Source organism: Paenibacillus sp. OK003 (assembly GCF_900109515.1).
Classification (GTDB): Bacteria; Bacillota; Bacilli; order Paenibacillales; family Paenibacillaceae; genus Paenibacillus; species Paenibacillus marchantiae.
This window is the reverse complement of the sequence record NZ_FOBD01000015.1, coordinates 164,018-182,458: the sequence shown is the minus strand read 5'-3', so window position 1 is coordinate 182,458 and position 18,441 is coordinate 164,018. Positions and strand designations below refer to the sequence as shown.

The following is an 18,441-nucleotide window of genomic DNA, read 5'->3' as shown; positions in this document are numbered from 1 at the left end:
TTGTCTGACTCCCGAAAAGAAGCCTCAGGTCGCCCTTTACAAAGAGAGTTATCGCAGGAAGAAATCATTGCAAAACAAGAAGCACGGATTCATCTACTCGAATCTCAAGTAGAACTGCTAAAAAAGCTAGATACGAAAGAAAGGTTGCTGGTAGCAAAGGGAATGAACCTAAGCAAGATTAAGTTGTTCGAGCTCATAAAGGAAGCCGTGGATCAAGGCTTGGGACGTATGACAGGATACCTCTGCTCATTGCTTAACGTATCTCGTTCGGGGGATTACAGCTACTTACAAGCTGCAGATTTACTTTCAGAGCGGGTTCGTTCGGATGCTGAGGCAGGGAAGTTGATTAAAAAGGCTTTCGAACGAAGGGGTTACAAGAAGGGCTCACGCTCCATCAAGATGATTCTTGAGCACGAGTTTGGTGTCATCTATAACCTAAAGAAAATCCGTAGATTGATGAAGAAATTTAACATCGTATGTCCGCACAGAAAAACCAACCCTTATAAACGCATGGCCAAAGCTACGCTGGAACACCGGACCTTACCCAATACTCTACAGAGGGACTTCAAGAAGGGCATACCCGGTCTGGCCTTGCTTACGGATATCACGTACCTTCCATACGGCCGATCCGGGATGGCCTATTTGTCGACCATACTGGATGCCTCAACGAATGAGGTCCTCTCTTACAACATATCCCATCGGCTGACATTAGACATTGCCACGGATACTGTTGACGCTCTCAAGAAACAGAAACGTCTAAAGCTCCAAAAGGATGCTTTCATCCACTCGGATCAAGGCAGCCATTATACCAGTCCCATCTATCAGGAGTTGCTAAAAAAGAATGGGTTAGGTCAGTCGATGTCCAGACGCGGGAACTGTTGGGACAATGCTCCCCAAGAATCGTTCTTCGGCCACATGAAGGACCATGTCGATCATCGTAGTTGTCGTTCTCTCCAAGAGTTAAAGCAAGAAATCGATCGTTACATCCGCTATTACAACAACCACAGATATCAATGGGGATTAAAAAAGATGACTCCTATTCAATACAGGAATCATCTATTGTCCGCTTCGTAAATCTTTAATGCCACTCTTTTTTTAAATGTCCTTGACACGGGGTCCAGACCAGCCGGAGGGGTCCACTGAAGATCTTATGTTTTTAAAAGATCTGTTCTTTCACTTTGAATCTTTCATTAGTGTAAGGATTCGCTTGAGATTAACATAAAATATGGCTATGGCACCTTGCAAATGCATGCCAACAAGACCCGAGGAAGATGCAACATCATACCCATGTCTATGTTTGACCTCACTATTTTTGCTTCAATTTTATAACGTTCTATCGTTTCTCTTTAAACTCATCGCTATTTTGAAATGATTCATGTTCCTTATGTTCGGTAGATTTTATTATGGTAAAATGACATAAAGTCGCCAACCAAGAACCCCTTATAAAACAAGTGGTTTTTAATTTTTGTAGGGAACCTATACCCCCAACGCCTCCAAACACGAGAAAAAGGAGAAATAGCGATGCACTTTCAGCGGATGTCGTGGGGAATGATCAGTTACAGCAGCCAAAATGCATACCTCTGTGGCCTTAGACTCTCTCCGCTTCGCTCTGCACTGCTTTTTGAATGATACGATTCTGTTCATTGGATTCATTCATTGTCATCAGTCCACTTTCTTAAAAATTGTTGAAGCAATTTTTTTCGTGCTCTTGCTAGACGCTGGGTAAGGACAGGTTCAGTCAATTTCAGTTCTAGACAGACTTCCCGGTACGATTTCCCTTCCATATAAAACAGAAGCAAGATGGTTCGATACTCCGATTTCAGTTCGCTAATGGTTTGATGAAGCAACTCGTCTCTTTCTCTGGCTTCAACTTCACATGCTACGCTTATTTCATCACAGGCCGTGCTACTAATATTGACGTAGGGTTCCGTTAGCATCTGACGGTCCCGTTTAACTCTTCTAATATAGTCCAAAGTGGTATTGCGAGTAAGTTGTTTAATCCAGGCCAGGATGTTCGTGTCTGTTCGCATTTTGGGTCCCTTGGTTATTGCCTTCATAAAAGATTCCTGAATAATATCCTCTGTAAGCGAATGATCGTAAACCATAAAACGAATATCCTGGTAGACGAACTGATAAAAAGAACGATAAACCAACTCTTGAATCGTTACATCCAGGTCATCCAGCGGGTTTCGAAGAAAATAAAACCATTGTTCCATGAGATTCCCCTGATGATTGTTGTATGAATTAGAGCTAAATTATTTGTCGTCCTTAGTATATCTGATTTATGGATAAATTAGGTATTAAATGTAATTAAATATATATTATGAAAATACTAAAAGTTTTTCGTCAGAAAATGTTGAGTTGAGACGTTATATAGGTAGACAGCAAGAATTGACAAAGGAAGTCTGATCAGGCTCAAAAATGTCGGAGAGGAGGGCCGAGGGATAAGTTACACGCAGTATATTTTTAGTTTAAAGCGCAACAAAAACGCTGCAAGTTGTATGTGGTTTATATGCGTGAAAAATACTTAAAATTTTTGGGAGGAATTATTTGTGAAGAAAAAAATTCTATCCGTGCTCCTGGTATCTTCTCTTACCATGTTGCTCGCTAACTCAGTGTTTGCCGCAGATACACCAACGTTGGGTTATAAATGGAGCAGTAAAAATATTACGTATCAGAATGATGGTTCAAATACAGTTTATAAAGCTCTATGGACTACTGGAGCAAAAGAATGGAATGATGCGACGGTAGTTACCTTGTCGTCGGGTACCAATTCCAATTTTACTGCGGGAAATAAATCTGTAGCTAATGCTACATGGGATGGGATCATGGAGCCTGTCTATAATACGAACAAGACATTTAAATCGGTTAAAGTTTGGGTGAATAGTTTTTATACTTCACAATCAGAATACATCAGTACAGATAATGCAATTCAAAGTATTGCGACGCATGAATTAGGTCATGCTCTGGGTTTGGCACATGCTCCAGAAAGAACATTATCAGTAATGGTCCCAGCAACTTTTTTATCAGATGGAACGTTTGCTCGTCTTCAATATTTTCCTGGAATTGGAGATGAAAACTCCGTAAACAGTATTTATAAAAATAGTTTATCCCCATCACAATACGGTTTGGATGAAAACGACTTTGTAGAAGGTAAAGAACTAGTTGATCTTGATATATCTTGGAGTAAGTGGTACCTCAATTTAAAGGATCTTGCTAGGGACGCAGATTTGGTTGTTAAGGCAAACGTAACAGCCCAAAATGGTACGGTTGTAACGGGTGAAAATTTTTATGATTATAAGCAAAAATCCGAAATATATATTCAAGAAGTTCTAAAAGGTGACTCTGCTTTACTCAATCAAAAAGTCTCACTCTATCAGATGGGTGGTGAAGACCAAAATGTTGTAGTCAAATATCATGGAACAACCCCTCTTGTTGAAAATGATAGTGTAATTCTTTATTTAAAGAAAACTGGCCACAATGAGTATATTCCAATTAATGAAGATGTGAGTATATTTAAAGTAGAGGCTAATGAGCAACTTATAAATTTACAAAGTCATAAGATCATCTCTGAATTGAAACTAATGGAGGAATCTACTTTACAATAGAAATGATTTAATGAAAACAGCAGCTTTAATTGGCTGCTGTTTTCATTCCTTCCATTCTTTCTGCTTTATAGTAGGTGTCATTATCCTTTACTGCGATATAATCGGTTGTCTCGAAATTCTTTATTTTGAATAATTTTGTCCCCTTTTTATACTTATTGGAAAACAAATTCGGTAAATCATTACTTTCATTTGTGGAGTGTTTTTTAATAATTCCAATTTCGTCCTCCACTTCAGTAACAGTTTCATTTGTAACCTTGTATACCCCATTCTTCCACGTTACAACATCAAATGCCCAACTTTGAAGTTCTCCATGATTTGAGTTTGAACATGCCACAAGGAACAACATCGAAGTCAGCATGAATACAATAGTCCTTATCATAAAAAATCCTCCCAATATAAAGTAATGTAGCAAATTTAAACTGCAAGAAACAAAAACGTATCAGGCTCGAATTAAACTCAAACGATTATATCCACTTTTTAAAGATTGATGAACAATAGTTACGAAAATAATTATGCGCAGTATTATTCATAATATTACCAATAATGTGATGGAGTGTATATAAACCAATTGATATGTTTTTCAAAACAACGGCTCAAGTTCATCCATCACCCATGTAAAATTCCCCATTGAAGGGTATAAATCATGGATGTGTTGTTGTGACACTGCGCAGGCAGCATACCCGCGTCGAGGAGTTCGAGGTCGTAGGCGAAATGCCACTGGCATCCTACGTGCAGAACGTCAATACACGTCGGGTCAGTTAAACAAGCCTAATGAAGAAATTGATTTACGCACATATCTAAATGGTCAATGTTTTACTTAGCCAAGGCGAAGCAAGGCTAACTACAGCTCGTCAATTCTCAGTTGATTCGGATATTGCAGTATGGGCATTAGAAGATGCAGAAATGGCAACAGAGCAGAGGTTTGTACAGGGGTATCCGGACAATTCGTTCCAACATAAAATGGATTATCAAGAGCTGAGGCGATATACTATTAATTATGTATAATATAATCTGAAACGATGGTTGTTCCTAAATTAAAAAATCAATTAGGACATTTGTCAATATAAACTACAATCATTTATTACACACTAACAGATGATCAAATGAGAAAATCCGTAAATAACATGGATAAATAGTTTGGAGGGAGTGACATAAAGTTGCCTACCAGACTGGATAAATTACTGATGGGATAGATCAACTTCCAAATTTGCTCGTAAATAAAAACAAAAGGGCATAATTTTATGAAAGTTTCATCTTGGTAGGGAATTTTATGTCAATGTAATTATACAGCCAAACAAGATACCCTTCCTTATAAAAATCGAGGAAGGGTATCTTGTTTATAAGTTAAGTTATGGACTTTTCAGTGGCCTCCCGGAGGGACAGGGAGATCTGCCCTTCTGCTGCATTCTCTAAAGCATTTCATCATCTTGTTTAGCCATAACAGCCATCGGAAGGTTGTTCTGTCATCGGAGTTTTAGTGTAAGTAAATATTCATTAGTTGTACTTATATAGATCAGTCAGAAGAAGAGAAAGAGGTAGGTCAGATGCAGCTTAGAAGAGTGAGAATTGTTGGAACAGGCAAGTATTTGCCTGAACAGGAAGTAACCGACGAGGAGTTGGATCACCGTTTGCAGGTGCCTGCGGGCTGGGTCAGCAAAGCAACAGGTGTAGGTGTTCGCCATTACGCTTCGGGTGTAGAGACCTCTTCCTTTATGGGAGCGAGGGCTGCTGAAGCCGCACTTGCCGATGCGGGATTGACGTTCGCAGATATAGACTGTCTGGTGTGCACGAGCGGTACGAAGGAACAACCCTTACCCAGTACGGCGGTATTCATTCAGCAGGCGATGGGGCAGCAGGATTCAGGGGTACCGGCTTTTGACATGGATGCGACCTGCTTAAGTTTTCTGAACGGGTTGGATGTTATCTCCTATATGGTGGATGCCGGGCGTTATAAAAGGGTGCTGCTTGTAGCTACGGAGATCGCTTCGAAGGGATTGAATTGGTCGAACAAGGAAAGTGCTGCCCTGTTCGGTGATGGAGCGGCTGCTGTCATTATTGAACGATCCGCTGAGGGAGAGTCTTCGCAGATTGTACATGCTTCGCTGAAAACGTACAGCCGCGGCGCACGCTTCTCGGAAATTGCCGGTGGGGGCACTCGTCTGCATGCCTCGAACTATGTGGCAGAGCAGCCGGAGCCCTATCTTTTTCATATGGATGGACAAGCCATCTTCCGTATGGCTTCCAGGTTGCTGCCAGCATTTATGGACGATATGTTGCAGGCAACCGGTAATCAGATGAAGGATTTCCAATTGGTGATTCCACATCAGGGAAGTGCCATGGCGATGAGGCTGATCCGCAAGAAGCTGGGAATCGAAGAGGGCCGTTTTATGGACATTACTCGAAATCACGGCAATACCATTGCCGCTTCCATTCCAATGGGGCTGCATGAAGCGATCAAGCAGCAGCGCATTCAGAGGGGAGATCGGGTGCTAATGATCGGTACAGCCGCCGGATTGTCACTGGGAGGACTTATTTTTGACTACTAGATTCACGAAGAATGGACATCAAGCATCCACGTCCTTAAATGTGCTGCTCACAGGCGGCCGGGCTCCGGTAACGCTCGATCTGGCGCGAATGCTTCATCGTGCGGGTCACCGGGTTTACGTCGCGGAGAGCGTGGTGCGTCATTTGTGCAGATTGTCCAGTGCGGTGGAGCAGTGCTTCATGGTTCCATCTCCACGTCATGAAACAGAGAATTACTTGTTGGAGATGGAGCGTCTGGTTCAAGCCTGGCAGATCGACTTGTTGATTCCGATGTGTGAAGAAGTTTTTTATATTGCTCAAGGAGCAGAGCGGCTGCGTGATCACTGCCATGTACTTGTTTCGCCTATAGAGCAGCTGCATGAATTGCATCATAAATATCACTTTATCCAGCTTGCAGAGTCGTTTGGCCTTTCGGTGCCGGATACCCGTCTGATCAACAGTCGGCAGGAATGGATGGAAGCGCAGGCTGATCTGGATATAGAAGGGGAATGGGTATGGAAGCCCGTATACTCCCGTTTTGCTACCAGAGTTCGTATGCCGCCGATATCCTCCACAACAGACTTTGATGGAGACGCACCTGATCAGAAGATATACGCAGGTAAAATGAAGCAGCACCGTTTACAGAATGATCCTCCTGGTGACACGGAAATATCCTCGGCTTCCCCTTGGGTTGCACAGGCTTATGTTGCCGGGCAAATGTTATGTACATACAGCGTAGCTTATGAAGGGACAATCGTTGCACATACGACCTACGAAAGTCGCTATCGAACGGGCAGCGTAGGGGCGAGTGTTTTTTTTGAACATGTGGAGCATGAAGGAATTTACGAGTGGGTAAGGCAGTTTGTACAGGCGACAGGGTTTAGCGGGCAGATTGGTTTTGATTTTATCGAAACAGAGGACGGACAAGTGTATGCCATTGAGTGTAATCCGAGGGCGACCAGTGGAATCCATCTATTTTACCCAGGTGATGGCTTGGTACGTGCTTTAATTGCACCTGAAGAACGGGTGAAAGCAGCAAAGGTGATTATCCCCAAACCAGGAAGCAAAGCGATGTTGATGCTTCCGATGCTGGGAAGTGGATTGCAGCAGCTCTGGGGGAAGGGCAGCCTGCGGACATGGATGACAGCCTGGCGGGGAACGAAGGATGTGGTGTATCTGAGACACGATGTGAAACCTTTGTTTGAGCAATTTGCCATTGTACTCTCCGCCTGGCGGCTGGCAAGGAAACATAAGTTCTCGCTGACTGAAGCTTTGACTCACGACATAGAATGGAACGGTGAACAACAATGAATAGAGCATTGGTTACAGGAGCAACCGGATGTCTGGGCAGGCATTTGGCGATACGACTTGCAGAGCAAGGCTGGGAAGTTACGGGTATGGGACGCCAGCCAAAGCACGGTGCACAGCTGGAGGCAGCAGGCATTCGATTTTATAACGGAGATATACGGGATCAGGAGGCAGTGAATGAGGCCTGTTCGGGTCAGGATGTTGTGTTTCACTGCGCGGCGTTATCGTCGCCATGGGGCAAATACCGGGATTTTTACAGCAGTAATGTGGAGGGGACACAAAATTTGGTGGATCGTTGTATGAAAGGTGGCGTACAGCGCTTCATTCACGTATCAACGCCGAGCCTATATTTTAACTATAGTCCGCGATATGACATACACGAGAATGACCCCTTGCCAGCCAAACCAGCCAATCATTACGCAGCCACCAAGCGGCTCGCTGAGCAAGTGGTTTTGCAGGCTCATGCTAATGGACTTCCATCGATCATGATTCGTCCGAGAGCTATTTTTGGTCCATATGACCAGACCCTTTTTCCCAGAATCGTTGCAGCAAATGCCAAATCGGGTGTACCTATGATCGGAGGCGGACAGGCACTCATTGACCTGACTTGTGTGGATAACGTGGTGGATGCGCTGTTGTTATGCAGGGATGCTAAGACAGAAGTGCTGGGTCGTGCCTACAATATTTCCAATGGAGATCCGAGACCGTTTCAGGATTTGGTGAGCACGTTGTTTGGAAAGCTGGAAATGTCTTTACACCGTCGAAATATTCCCTACCGAGCAGCATACGGAGCAGCCGCAGTACTTGAACGTGTACACCGCTTGATTCCTGCGTTAGGTGAACCTCAATTGACGCGGTATACGGTTGGTTCATTATCTATCCCGCAGACGCTGGATATTACGGATGCCCGTGAGAAGCTGGGATATGTGCCTCGGTTGTCCATTGATGAGGGGTTACAACAATTTGCAGACTGGTGGAGGGCTGAATCATGCTGACAACAACTTCGGTAAAGCTTCATCTTGGAGCAGCGGGTTATTGCACACATCCGGAGTTTCTGACGCTGCGTGGTGGAAGTTTGCGTCCGGTGGCCTTTCCGGCCGGCTTTGCGTGCATCATTCATCCTGTACATGGTCCGATTCTGCTGGACACGGGATATAGCTCCCGTTTTTTCAAGGAAACCGCCCGCTTGCCAAACGCGCTGTATCGTCATATTACACCTGTGGTCTATCGTGAAGAAGACAGTGCGGTACATTTTCTGGCTCGTTTAGGACTGGAAGCTTCGGATATTCGGTACATCATCCTCTCGCACTTTCATGGGGATCATATTGCAGGTGTGCGGGATTTCCCACAGGCGCAATTGATCTATCTGCCAAGAGCCTATGACGCCGTGCGTTCACTTGGCCCCATTGCGGCTGTAAAGGCAGGGTTTCTGTCCGGGCTGCTGCCAGAGGACTTTGATGCCCGATCATTGCCTGTTACGAAGCAGCCGGAGCGATGGGTGATAGCGGGTGAGGTTTTTCCTTTTTCCGAGGTATACGATATTTTCGGTGATGGCAGTCTGCTGGGTGTTGACGTATCGGGTCATGCGGAAGGCATGATGGGCATTTTGCTCAGTACGGAGTCACATGACTATTTTCTGTGCGCGGACGCGGTGTGGTCGAGTCGTGCTTTTCAGGAGCAACGCAGACCTCACGCACTCGCTGGAATCATTATGTCGGATCGTCAGGCGTATCGAAGGAATTTTGACAGACTCGTTCAGTTGCATCAGCAGTTTCCAGCGCTTCGGATTGTGCCCAGTCATTGCCATGAAGCGCTAAATGCTTGGGGTGAGCACATATGAGCAGTACACTGCGTATTGTCTACCATTATGCACTTGCACGGGGATTGAGAAAATGGAAAACACGAGCGCAGCTTGAACGCTGGCAGGAACGCCAGATCATTCGGCAAGTGGAACGGGTTCGTAAAAAGTCCGCTTTTTACCGGGAGTGGTGGGGTGATGTGGATGCATCCAACTGGAGAAGCTTTCCGCTGATTGACAAAACGATCATGATGCAGCATTTCGATCGGCTCAACACGGTGGGCATTTCCAAGGGCGAAGCGATGGCTCTCGCCGGGGAAAGTGAGGAAACGCGTGATTTCAAGCCATCCGTTCAGGGCGTGACGGTAGGCTTGTCCTCAGGCACATCGGGCAACCGGGGGGTGTTTCTGGTGAGTGATCGTGAGCAGGATGCGTGGACAGGGACTGTGTTGGCCAAGCTCCTGCCTGGCGGACTGTGGAAGCCTGCCAAGATCGCCTTTTTCCTCCGGGCCAACAGTAATCTGTATGAATCGGTGCAGCGGGGTAAGCTGCGATTTCAATATTTTGATTTGCTGGAGCGTGTCGATACCTTGGTTGAACGTATGGAAACATACCGACCCACCGTATGGGTAGCGCCGCCCTCCATGCTGAGAATGTTGGCTGAGGCTTATACGTCAGGCACATTGACCACTGTACCGGACAAAATCATTTCGGTTGCTGAAGTGCTGGACCCCCTGGATCGCAAGGTGCTGGAGAGTGTTTTTGGGCAAACCATTCATCAGGTGTACCAGTGTACGGAAGGATTTCTGGGCGCAACCTGTGGCTTAGGTACTTTGCATTTGAATGAAGATATCGTTCATATTGAAAAAGAGTTCATTGACCCCACGACCCGGAGGTTCGTGCCTGTAATCACGGACTTCTCCAGAACCTCACAGCCGATTATCCGGTATCGACTGAACGACATTTTGACCGAGGCAGCGGTTCCTTGTGCCTGTGGGTCTCCATTCACTGCCATTGAGCGTATCGAAGGCCGCTGTGATGACACGCTTTATTTTCCACATCGACAAACGGGCGAAGCCGTACCTGTATTCCCGGATTTTGTTACGCGTGCGGTGATTGCAGCCTCTCCAGCTATTGAGCATTATCGCGTCGTACAGCGAGGTAGCGGGATGTTGGAAGTATCGCTTCGGCTCGGAGGAGGAGAAGGGATGCAGCAGGTGGAATTTTGTGTGAAGCGGGAGCTGACGAAGCTGGGAGAGCGGCTGGAATGCACTATACCCGAGATCATATTCGTTCCTTATACGTTTGAACCGGGAATAACGAAGCTGCGCCGAGTGGAGAGACAGCACACTTGTTGTGAAGCGTTTGGATGATAAGGTAACGTGATAAATCTACTAAATCCACCGAAGGAAGAGGTGAAGCAGATGACAGAACAGAAGATACAGACAGAGGACGATCATATACAGGGCGAAACAGGTTCAACCGTGGGGAAATCGAAAGAGTTCAACCCAAACGCCCCTGTGGCGTTAATCACGGGTACATCGAGTGGGTTCGGTATGCTTACGGCGGTTACGCTGGCTAAACAAGGATATCGTGTTGTGGCAACGATGCGAGATTTGAGTCGGAATGTGGAATTGGCAAGGTTGGCGGAGCAGGCGGGCATTTCGGATCGGTTACAGGTTATTTGCCTGGATGTAACGGATGGTGATTCGGTACAGGAGGCTGTTCAGACGGTACTTCAAAACAATGGGCGGATCGATATGCTGGTGAACAATGCAGGATTTGCGCTTGGCGGATTTATTGAAGAAGTATCCATGGATGATTGGCGTCGGCAAATGGAAACGAATCTGTTTGGCTTGATTGCCGTTACACGTGCGGTCCTGCCTGTCATGCGTGAGCAAAAGCAGGGATTGATCATCAACTTGTCCAGCGTCAGTGGATTGTCCGGTTTTCCAGGTTATGCGCCGTATGCTGCATCCAAATTCGCAGTGGAAGGTTTCACGGAAAGTTTGCGTCATGAGATGTCCTCGTTCGGCATCCGGGTTGTGCTGGTAGAGCCGGGTGCTTATCGCACACCCATATGGAGTAAAGGCTTGGGCGAAATTCACAGGAGCGACCATTCTCCCTATAAAGATAAGCTGGACGCGGTTCTTCGTTATTCCCAGCATGCTGGAGAGACTGCACCTGATCCGCAGGAAGTGGCCGATCTGATTGCTCGCATTGCACGGATGCGTGCACCAAGACTTCGTTATGCGCTGGGTAAAGGCTCGCGTTTGCTTATCATTGGCAGGCTGCTGCTTCCCTGGAAATGGCTGGAGTGGATTATTGCGCGTGGACTGAAGTAGGGCAATAGTAAACTACCCGAACGTGATTGGGTGAAGGAAGCCATGGAACGGGATGCGTCGGAATAAAAAATAATGGAGGGCTTTCATATGAAAATCGCTTTTGTTTTGTTTGATGGTTTGACTTTCCTTGATTTTGCAGGATTTTATGATGTGATCAATCGGTTGAATTTCTTTGAACAAACCAAAGGCACGACGTGGGAAACCTGTGCGATGACAGATCAGGTTACGGACGAATCAGGCTTAACATTGAAGGTGGACCGGGTGAAGCCTAATTTGGAGGAATATGATCTCATTTTTGTGCCTGGTGGCATGGGAACGCGTAAGCTTCGATTCGATGAGGCTTTTGTGGGCTGGCTGAGCCAGGCCGAGAATGTTCCACTGAAGGTATCCGTGTGCACAGGCTCTTTGCTGATGGGGGCGGCGGGGTTTTTAACGGGTAAAAAAGCAACAACGCATCCCAATGTCTATGAACTGCTTGAGCCATATGTTGCTGAGGTGATCCAAACCCGGATTGTGAAAGACGGAAATGTGATTACGGCCGGAGGGGTAGCGACGTCCATTGATCTTGGGGTCTATGTTGTAGGTTTGCTTGCAGGCCAGGAAGCCGCAGCGAATGTAAAGCTACAAATCGATTATCCTTATGACATGCAGGGAGTGGTTGAAGAATGAATGAAGGTCAGAAGGAGAACGTGTTCATCCTTCGCAATATACGCAGAGATGAGGCAGAGAAATATTGGCCTTTGCGGCTGGAAGCACTGAAAAATCATCCGGAAGCCTTCGGGGCTTCATTTGAAATGTCGATTCAGCTTCCCATGAGTGAAGTGCAGGAACGTATACATACCGAACCCGATGATTACATTCTGGGTGCATATACAGAAGAAGGCATCCTCACAGGGACAATGGGGTTCAAAAGAGAACATGGACTAAAGCTGAGGCACAAAGGATACATCTGGGGAGTATATGTCTCACCATCTTATCGTGGATGTGGACTTGCTTCCCGATTGCTCCGCGAAGTGTTGGATCGGGGCAGGGAATTGGAAGGCATAGAGCAAATCAATCTCAGTGTGGTTACCACAAACGGGTCAGCAAGGCGATTGTATGAGCAGCATGGATTTGAAACCTATGGCATTGAGCGCAATGCACTGGTCGTTCAGGGAAAGGGTTACGATGAAGCGCATATGACGTACTTTTATGCTGAGCGTTTGAATGTGAGCGATGAGCATGTTGAAGAAGGTGGTGACATATGACGGACACGGTTCAGCTTGAACTTGACGGCATTTCTTTTGAGTTAAAAGAACCTCATTCATTCGAGTGGATCGCGCGCCTGGGTACTGTATTCCGTGTGTTTGATCAGCAGGATTCCGGCAATTTGTCCTTTGGTATTCTGAGTCGGGACGGAAAGCGGATATTCGTGAAATATGCTGGAGCACGCACGATACATGCGAACAGTATAAGTGCACCTGCCGAAGCGATTCATTATTTGAAATCATCCGTTTCCATATACGAAGATTTGGCACATGACACATTGATTCATTTAAAAAACCATTTTGCAACAGAACATGGCTACGCCTGTGTATTCGATTGGGTGGAAGGAGAATGTCTGCATTCCCATTGGGATTTTCCACCACCAGCTAAATATGAGGACCCTCGTTCCCCCTATTATCGATTCAGACAGCTTCCGGTAAAGACGCGTATTCAGGCGATGGAGCGTATTTTGGATTTTCACATCGAAGTGCAACGGAGAGGGTATGTGGCTGTTGATTTTTACGATGGCAGTCTGATCTATGATTTTGACAAACAAACGATGAAAATATGTGATATTGATTTGTATCGAAAGGGCTCTTTCACGAATACGATGGGACGGATGTGGGGATCATCCCGGTTTATGTCTCCTGAGGAATTTGAGTTGGGTGCACCAATGGATGGAGTCACGAATGTGTTCAACATGGGAGCGATGTCTTTCTCGCTGCTGGGTGGAGAGTTGGATCGTTCATATGCCAGATGGGATGCGGGAGAAGCGTTGTACCAGGTGGTTATTCGTGCGATAGACCCTGAGCGAGCGAGTCGCTATGCGTCAGTTGCTGAATTGGGAGATGCATGGAAAAAAGCCGTGCTGCAGGATCAATAAGCGATATTGAATCCTTGTCTAGATCTTAAAATTATCTAATATATTTCTCATACGCAATTGTGCACATTGGATTCGTATCTGCACGGGATATACCGTATAATGGAAATTAATGAGGGGGGTATAGCCAATGTGCAAATATACGATATCAGGATTAATAACTGATTTTCTGAAGCAGCATGACGCTGGAATAAGAAGTGTAGGCGAACCGTTATTGCAGAGGTTCATTCCGTAAATATGAATCCCATATTAAATCTTTCACCCATGGATATGATGAAAATTCAGGCAAATACATTGTATACGATGGACAATCAGAAGCGTCTGTTAAATATTAACGAACCGGATGGTGGGCAGGCTCCAGCCTTATTTATTGGAATAACTTCTGTCGGACAATGTTCCTACTATCATGAGCAGTTGCCGTTCACTCTGATTGAGGAGCTAGGCTGTGATGCTAAGCTTCCGCTCAATATTGCGAAGCTGATTCGGGGAGTGGAGACGTTTAAGCCAGTGAAGAGTGTATGGATGGGCCCGGCTTATGCATTTCCCGAGAAGTGCGGCGAATGGCATCCGAATGTTCAGCTTATAGAGAGTCATCGTACTTTTCTGCTGGAAAAGCATTTTCCTGATTTAATAGAGCATCTGCATGAGAAAATGCCCGTTGCCGCTTATGTTATGGAGGATTCGGCTGTCGCTGTATGTTGTTCGGCCCGTGTATCCCAACAGGGTGCTGAGGCGAGTCTCAATACGGCGCCTAAATTCAGAGGACAGGGTTATGCAGCAGAGGCTGTAAAGTGCTGGCAGTATCATGTTAAAGAGAGCGGACGCATTCCGATCTATAGTACATCATGGGATAATATAGCTTCGCAGACTGTTGCCCGGAAGCTGGGACTCATCCAGTTTGGTGTGGATTTCAACATCACGACTTCGTCATAAAAGATGCATTCATATTTATGTTAAATGAAGTGTATGAATCTGCTAAGTTGGTTACCCGGAATGAAAAGGGGGTGTTGCAGCAATGATAAGGACTTTTGTACAAAAGGATCTGCAATATGTCATTGAAGCGCATATCCGTATCTATCGGGATGAGTATAATTATGATCATAGCTTTGCCGAGTTTATTGAGAATGCCGTTCATAAGTTTGAGCAGGGACAGGAGTGATTCCATGATTCGCAAACGTATTGCAAGCGGCATGATGATGCTGTGTGCAGCATGGATGTTGGTAGCATGCTCGAATCAGGTGGAAAGTCATGACGTGAGCTGGAAAATTGATAGCAATCTTCAGCAAATCGTGAACGAAACTGAGATTCTGACCAGCAGTAATCCAGGTGATTATATTGCTGCTAATACAGAGGCGTATGCTCAGATTCTCGATACGGGTGAAGAGGGACTGAACGTCCTGATTCAGCAGCTGGACTCTAGTGCAGATAATGGCCTTAAGGAATGGCTTATGGCTCAGGCAAGTACTGAGCTGCTCGGAGAGCGTAATCCCGTGGAACACTGGCAAAGTGGAAAAGACTGGCTCAGACAGTATAAAATGAAGGTAGAATAATGAATAATGTCTCATCATCATTAGTGAATAATTTACAACGGAAGTAGTGGAGGGAACGGAATCGATTCTGAAGAAGCGGTAGCGTTCGCCTTTGTCTCCGAGTTTGCACATTTATAAAATTAATCAAGAAAATTTGGAGACAACAGCGATCGAAAGAACGATCCGTAACCGAAACGATCACCGCAGGTCGTCAAGTGTTAACGTCTGTGATGACCCGGAATAACATAACTCACCTCCCAGTCATCATGAGCAGGAATGAGAGGTTCCAGGAACCTGAAAGAATACGTTATAGAGGTGAAACCCTTGAAGAAGAAAATTGCATTTTTTGACTCGGGAATCGGTGGTTTAACCGTCTTGCATAAGGCTTTGCATCAATTCCCTGAAGAAGCGTTTCTGTATTATGCCGATACCTTGCATGTTCCTTATGGGACCAAGTCCGCCGATGAGGTTAGAGGACATATCTTCCATTGTGTGGAGGCTATTGTTCAGGAAAATGTGCAAGCGATTGTGATTGCCTGCAATACAGCGACCAGTCTGACCGTGAAGGATTTACGTGCCAAGTATGATATCCCGGTTATCGGGATGGAGCCTGCTGTGAAACCGGCAGTGGAAATGAATCGAAGAAGCGGCAAAAGAGTGCTTGTATTTGCTACAGCCCTGACCTTGAGTCAAACGAAATATCATGAATTGGTATCCCGAGTGGATGATCACCACAGTGTCGATTCCATTCCATTACCTGAACTTGTGGAGTGGTGTGAGCAGTTGGACTTTGATCCACAGAAGATTGCGGCGTATTTCCGCCTTAAACTGGCTGATCTTGATCTGAACTTATACGGTACAGTTGTACTTGGCTGCACGCATTATCCATTCTACACATCAATTCTTCGTACAGTTCTGCCAGATCATATTCAGATTATTGATGGCAGTACGGGAACGGTTAACCGCTTGAAGCAGCTTCTTGGGTTGGCAGACCAAAAGGGTGTGTGGACAGAGGAAAAGGTTACTTTTCTTAGTTCATCTGGCCGTTCGGAAGACCGGGAGAACATGCGAATTGCACTCAATTATCTGGAGAAGCATTGAATGTAAATTGAATCAACAGGAGGTGAGGGGCGATGCAGTCTATTTATCTCATTCGTCATGCCAAAGCGACAGGGCAAGAACCGGATGCCGAGCTTACGAATGAAGGACTTCGTCAGGCGGAAGAACTTGCTGAGATGTTGGCGGAGCACCCTATAGGGTACATTGTGTCGAGTCCGTGGAAAAGAGCACTTCAAACCGCTGCCCCACTGGGCAAAACCGTCCTGCAACATATACATACGGATGAACGTCTTCAAGAAAGGGTGCTTAGTACCCTTCATCTGGATAACTGGATGGATGTGCTTGAACGTACATACACGGACGAAGACTGGACGGAAGAAGGTGGTGAATCTTCTCGTTTCGCGACAGCCAGGGGCATTGAGGTGCTGGACGAGCTGTGGAGCCGGCCTGAGCATAGCGGGGCTGTGATTACACACGGTAATCTGTTATCTCTGCTCATTCGCAGCCATGATGAATCCTTTGGATTCGATGAGTGGAAAAATCTAACTAATCCTGATGTATATGTGCTGGAAAAACAGCAGGGAGATAAAGTCTCACACAGCACTCGCCGTATATGGCGAAGTTAAACATAAAGAGAGTGCTCCAGCGATTTTTGAGATCGGCTAGAACACTCTTTTCAGTTTACAATGTTGGTTTTACAAAGCGGCAACGAATAACATGACCCAACCGGCCAAGAAGGCAACTCCGCCCAGGGGTGTGATCGCTCCCAGTTTTCGAACGCCAGTAACGCTAAGGACATACAGGCTGCCCGAGAACAACAGGATGCCGGCGAATAGCAGCCACCCCGCCAGCAACACAAGAGAAGGCTGCTCCAGTCGATCAGCCAACAGTCCGAGCAGGATGATTCCGAGTCCGTGAACAAGGTGATACTGAACGCCAGTCTCGTATATTTTGATCATGTCAGCAGACAATCTGCGTTTGAGCGCGTGTGCACCGAATGCTCCAAGGGCAACAGCAAGAAACATCATGATACTTCCAAGTACAATCAAGGTCTGCATGTGGTTTTGTCTCCTTTTTTAATGGGTATTAAGCAGAATGTTTCTGCTCCTTATGACGCTTACAGCTTACGCAATTGGATGTGCTGAATCGAATGGTCCGATTCCTTTTTTAAAATCAGTCGGGCTCGTCCTTTGGTTGGCAGAATGTTTTCGTGCAGATTTTTGGCATTGATATCTTTCCAGATCTGACTTGCCGTAAGAACAGCCTCATCTTCTTCCAAATTGGCAAAACGACTGTGGAAGAAGGAATTCTCATTCTGAAACGCTGTATTACGCAGCAGCTTGAAACGCTCAATGTACCAGTGACGGATATGCTCCTCTTCCGCATCGATATAGATGGAGAAGTCAAAAAAATCACTGACCAGCAGTGGCGTTTCCTTTTTGACCTGGAGCACGTTAATTCCTTCAATAATGAGGATATCCGGCTGACAGATGGCCTTCTCCTCACCTGCAATGACGTCGTAGGCAAGATGGGAGTAAACGGGAGCCATCACTTCGGGTTTGCCCGATTTGACATCACCCATGAACTGAATCAGTGACTTGATATCATAACTTTCCGGGAATCCCTTTCGGTTCATGATGCCTTTCTCTTGCAGCACAGCATTGGGATACAGGAAACCATCCGTGGTGACCAGATCCACCTTGGGATTTCCTTTGCCTCTGGCCAGCATCGCCTGAAGCAGGCGGGCGGTTGTACTTTTGCCCACGGCAACACTGCCCCCGATACCAATAATGTAGGGAGCGTGATGTGCTTCTTTTTTTAAAAAAGATGCCGTTAAGCGATTCAGCTCTCGTGAAGCTCCTGCGTATAAGTCAATAAAGTGGGTAAGAGGTAGATAAATATCCTCAACTTCTTGAATGGATACCTCTTCATTTAATCCCTTTAGCTGTTCCAATTCCGCTGTCGTTAGTGGAAGAGTGGTCTGATATTTCTTCAAGTCAGCCCATTCCTTGCGGTTAAACTCGGTGTAAGGAGAGTATAAATTCATGAGATCCCGCTTTCTGTATGTAATGTGATGTTGGCACAATCATTAGTGTACCAAATTTCAGGGAACTGACAACACCTTTACATTGATGCTCCTTAGTAT

General features: G+C 45.8%; 20 protein-coding genes and 1 pseudogene. 16 read left to right on the top strand and 5 right to left on the bottom strand.

Translation table 11 applies throughout. The features are described 5' to 3' along the window. A partial coding sequence (locus BMW94_RS22470; RefSeq protein ID WP_091001120.1) for an IS3 family transposase occupies positions 1-1,074 on the top strand: 1,074 nt, incomplete at its 5' end. A 99-nt stretch (positions 1,075-1,173) separates the two neighbouring features. Here the strand turns inward: BMW94_RS22470 and BMW94_RS22465 are convergent. Together BMW94_RS22465 and BMW94_RS22460 are read right to left on the bottom strand one after the other, a co-directional pair. Beyond that, positions 1,174-1,402, bottom strand: a pseudogene (locus BMW94_RS22465) (transposase); the annotation flags it as partial. Between the two features lie 247 nt (positions 1,403-1,649). Beyond that, positions 1,650-2,216 carry an RNA polymerase sigma factor gene (locus BMW94_RS22460; protein WP_091001119.1) on the bottom strand — a complete coding sequence of 189 codons (567 nt, stop codon included), beginning with the start codon at positions 2,214-2,216 and terminating at the stop codon, positions 1,650-1,652. Positions 2,217-2,552: 336 nt separating this feature from the next. On the opposite strand from BMW94_RS22460, the gene BMW94_RS22455 reads away from it, so the two are divergent. Then, positions 2,553-3,608, top strand: a complete 1,056-nt coding sequence (locus BMW94_RS22455; RefSeq protein WP_091001118.1) for a matrixin family metalloprotease — start codon at positions 2,553-2,555, stop codon at positions 3,606-3,608. Positions 3,609-3,633: 25 nt separating this feature from the next. Here BMW94_RS22455 and BMW94_RS22450 read toward each other — a convergent pair whose 3' ends face one another. Further along, positions 3,634-3,987 carry a hypothetical protein gene (locus tag BMW94_RS22450; protein ID WP_091001117.1) on the bottom strand — a complete coding sequence of 118 codons (354 nt, stop codon included), beginning with the start codon at positions 3,985-3,987 and terminating at the stop codon, positions 3,634-3,636. Between the two features lie 1,165 nt (positions 3,988-5,152). Between BMW94_RS22450 and BMW94_RS22445 the strand changes: the two genes are divergently transcribed. The 14 genes from BMW94_RS22445 to BMW94_RS22385 all read left to right on the top strand — a co-directional run bounded on the left by BMW94_RS22445 (position 5,153) and on the right by BMW94_RS22385 (position 16,921). Continuing rightward, positions 5,153-6,154: a beta-ketoacyl-ACP synthase III gene (locus BMW94_RS22445; protein WP_091001116.1), complete on the top strand. Its 1,002-nt coding sequence runs from the start codon at positions 5,153-5,155 to the stop codon at positions 6,152-6,154. Then, positions 6,144-7,442 (top strand): ATP-grasp domain-containing protein, encoded by a 1,299-nt coding sequence (locus tag BMW94_RS22440; RefSeq protein WP_091001115.1) that lies wholly within the window; start codon positions 6,144-6,146, stop codon positions 7,440-7,442. Before BMW94_RS22445 ends, BMW94_RS22440 begins: the two co-directional genes overlap by 11 nt. Beyond that, complete coding sequence (locus tag BMW94_RS22435; RefSeq protein ID WP_091001114.1) at positions 7,439-8,434, top strand: NAD-dependent epimerase/dehydratase family protein; 996 nt, start codon at positions 7,439-7,441, stop codon at positions 8,432-8,434. Before BMW94_RS22440 ends, BMW94_RS22435 begins: the two co-directional genes overlap by 4 nt. After that, complete coding sequence (locus tag BMW94_RS22430; RefSeq protein ID WP_091001113.1) at positions 8,428-9,279, top strand: MBL fold metallo-hydrolase; 852 nt, start codon at positions 8,428-8,430, stop codon at positions 9,277-9,279. The genes BMW94_RS22435 and BMW94_RS22430 overlap by 7 nt, the downstream gene beginning before the upstream one ends. Then, complete coding sequence (locus BMW94_RS22425; RefSeq protein ID WP_091001112.1) at positions 9,276-10,610, top strand: F390 synthetase-related protein; 1,335 nt, start codon at positions 9,276-9,278, stop codon at positions 10,608-10,610. The genes BMW94_RS22430 and BMW94_RS22425 overlap by 4 nt, the downstream gene beginning before the upstream one ends. Positions 10,611-10,661: 51 nt before the next feature. Next, a complete protein-coding gene (locus tag BMW94_RS22420) occupies positions 10,662-11,582 on the top strand; it encodes an SDR family oxidoreductase (protein ID WP_091001111.1) in 921 nt (306 codons plus the stop codon). 87 nt (positions 11,583-11,669) lie between these two features. After that, on the top strand, positions 11,670-12,251 hold the full coding sequence (locus BMW94_RS22415) for a DJ-1/PfpI family protein (protein WP_091001110.1): 582 nt from the start codon (positions 11,670-11,672) through the stop codon (positions 12,249-12,251). Next, positions 12,248-12,829, top strand: coding sequence for a GNAT family N-acetyltransferase (locus tag BMW94_RS22410; protein WP_091001109.1), 582 nt, complete (start codon positions 12,248-12,250; stop codon positions 12,827-12,829). The genes BMW94_RS22415 and BMW94_RS22410 overlap by 4 nt, the downstream gene beginning before the upstream one ends. After that, on the top strand, positions 12,826-13,710 hold the full coding sequence (locus BMW94_RS22405) for a serine/threonine-protein kinase (RefSeq protein ID WP_091001108.1): 885 nt from the start codon (positions 12,826-12,828) through the stop codon (positions 13,708-13,710). The genes BMW94_RS22410 and BMW94_RS22405 overlap by 4 nt, the downstream gene beginning before the upstream one ends. A 234-nt stretch (positions 13,711-13,944) precedes the next feature. Continuing rightward, on the top strand, positions 13,945-14,640 hold the full coding sequence (locus BMW94_RS22400) for a GNAT family N-acetyltransferase (protein WP_091001107.1): 696 nt from the start codon (positions 13,945-13,947) through the stop codon (positions 14,638-14,640). A gap of 82 nt (positions 14,641-14,722) precedes the next feature. Beyond that, positions 14,723-14,866, top strand: coding sequence for a hypothetical protein (locus BMW94_RS30620; RefSeq protein WP_175480811.1), 144 nt, complete (start codon positions 14,723-14,725; stop codon positions 14,864-14,866). Positions 14,867-14,870: 4 nt separating this feature from the next. Further along, a complete protein-coding gene (locus tag BMW94_RS22395) occupies positions 14,871-15,257 on the top strand; it encodes a hypothetical protein (protein ID WP_091001106.1) in 387 nt (128 codons plus the stop codon). A 255-nt stretch (positions 15,258-15,512) separates the two neighbouring features. Beyond that, positions 15,513-16,337, top strand: coding sequence for a glutamate racemase (gene murI / locus BMW94_RS22390; protein WP_091001105.1), 825 nt, complete (start codon positions 15,513-15,515; stop codon positions 16,335-16,337). Between the two features lie 32 nt (positions 16,338-16,369). Beyond that, entirely contained in the window at positions 16,370-16,921 is a 552-nt protein-coding gene (locus tag BMW94_RS22385; protein ID WP_091001104.1) for a histidine phosphatase family protein, read from the top strand. 69 nt (positions 16,922-16,990) lie between these two features. Here BMW94_RS22385 and BMW94_RS22380 read toward each other — a convergent pair whose 3' ends face one another. After that, entirely contained in the window at positions 16,991-17,353 is a 363-nt protein-coding gene (locus BMW94_RS22380; RefSeq protein WP_091001103.1) for a DUF423 domain-containing protein, read from the bottom strand. Positions 17,354-17,412: 59 nt separating this feature from the next. Next, positions 17,413-18,342: a type I pantothenate kinase gene (coaA, locus tag BMW94_RS22375; protein ID WP_091001102.1), complete on the bottom strand. Its 930-nt coding sequence runs from the start codon at positions 18,340-18,342 to the stop codon at positions 17,413-17,415. Positions 18,343-18,441: the final 99 nt, after the last annotated feature.

Coding starts and splice junctions, on each gene's coding strand:
- BMW94_RS22435 (WP_091001114.1), top strand. CDS start 7,439: ATGAATAGAGCATTGGTTACAGGAGCAACCGGATGTCTGGGCAGGCAT.
- BMW94_RS30620 (WP_175480811.1), top strand. CDS start 14,723: ATGATAAGGACTTTTGTACAAAAGGATCTGCAATATGTCATTGAAGCG.
- BMW94_RS22415 (WP_091001110.1), top strand. CDS start 11,670: ATGAAAATCGCTTTTGTTTTGTTTGATGGTTTGACTTTCCTTGATTTT.
- BMW94_RS22460 (WP_091001119.1), bottom strand. CDS start 2,216: ATGGAACAATGGTTTTATTTTCTTCGAAACCCGCTGGATGACCTGGAT.
- BMW94_RS22410 (WP_091001109.1), top strand. CDS start 12,248: ATGAATGAAGGTCAGAAGGAGAACGTGTTCATCCTTCGCAATATACGC.
- BMW94_RS22395 (WP_091001106.1), top strand. CDS start 14,871: ATGATTCGCAAACGTATTGCAAGCGGCATGATGATGCTGTGTGCAGCA.
- BMW94_RS22385 (WP_091001104.1), top strand. CDS start 16,370: ATGCAGTCTATTTATCTCATTCGTCATGCCAAAGCGACAGGGCAAGAA.
- murI (WP_091001105.1), top strand. CDS start 15,513: ATGAGAGGTTCCAGGAACCTGAAAGAATACGTTATAGAGGTGAAACCC.
- BMW94_RS22405 (WP_091001108.1), top strand. CDS start 12,826: ATGACGGACACGGTTCAGCTTGAACTTGACGGCATTTCTTTTGAGTTA.
- BMW94_RS22450 (WP_091001117.1), bottom strand. CDS start 3,987: ATGATAAGGACTATTGTATTCATGCTGACTTCGATGTTGTTCCTTGTG.
- BMW94_RS22420 (WP_091001111.1), top strand. CDS start 10,662: ATGACAGAACAGAAGATACAGACAGAGGACGATCATATACAGGGCGAA.
- BMW94_RS22400 (WP_091001107.1), top strand. CDS start 13,945: ATGAATCCCATATTAAATCTTTCACCCATGGATATGATGAAAATTCAG.
- coaA (WP_091001102.1), bottom strand. CDS start 18,342: ATGAATTTATACTCTCCTTACACCGAGTTTAACCGCAAGGAATGGGCT.
- BMW94_RS22425 (WP_091001112.1), top strand. CDS start 9,276: ATGAGCAGTACACTGCGTATTGTCTACCATTATGCACTTGCACGGGGA.
- BMW94_RS22380 (WP_091001103.1), bottom strand. CDS start 17,353: ATGCAGACCTTGATTGTACTTGGAAGTATCATGATGTTTCTTGCTGTT.
- BMW94_RS22430 (WP_091001113.1), top strand. CDS start 8,428: ATGCTGACAACAACTTCGGTAAAGCTTCATCTTGGAGCAGCGGGTTAT.
- BMW94_RS22445 (WP_091001116.1), top strand. CDS start 5,153: ATGCAGCTTAGAAGAGTGAGAATTGTTGGAACAGGCAAGTATTTGCCT.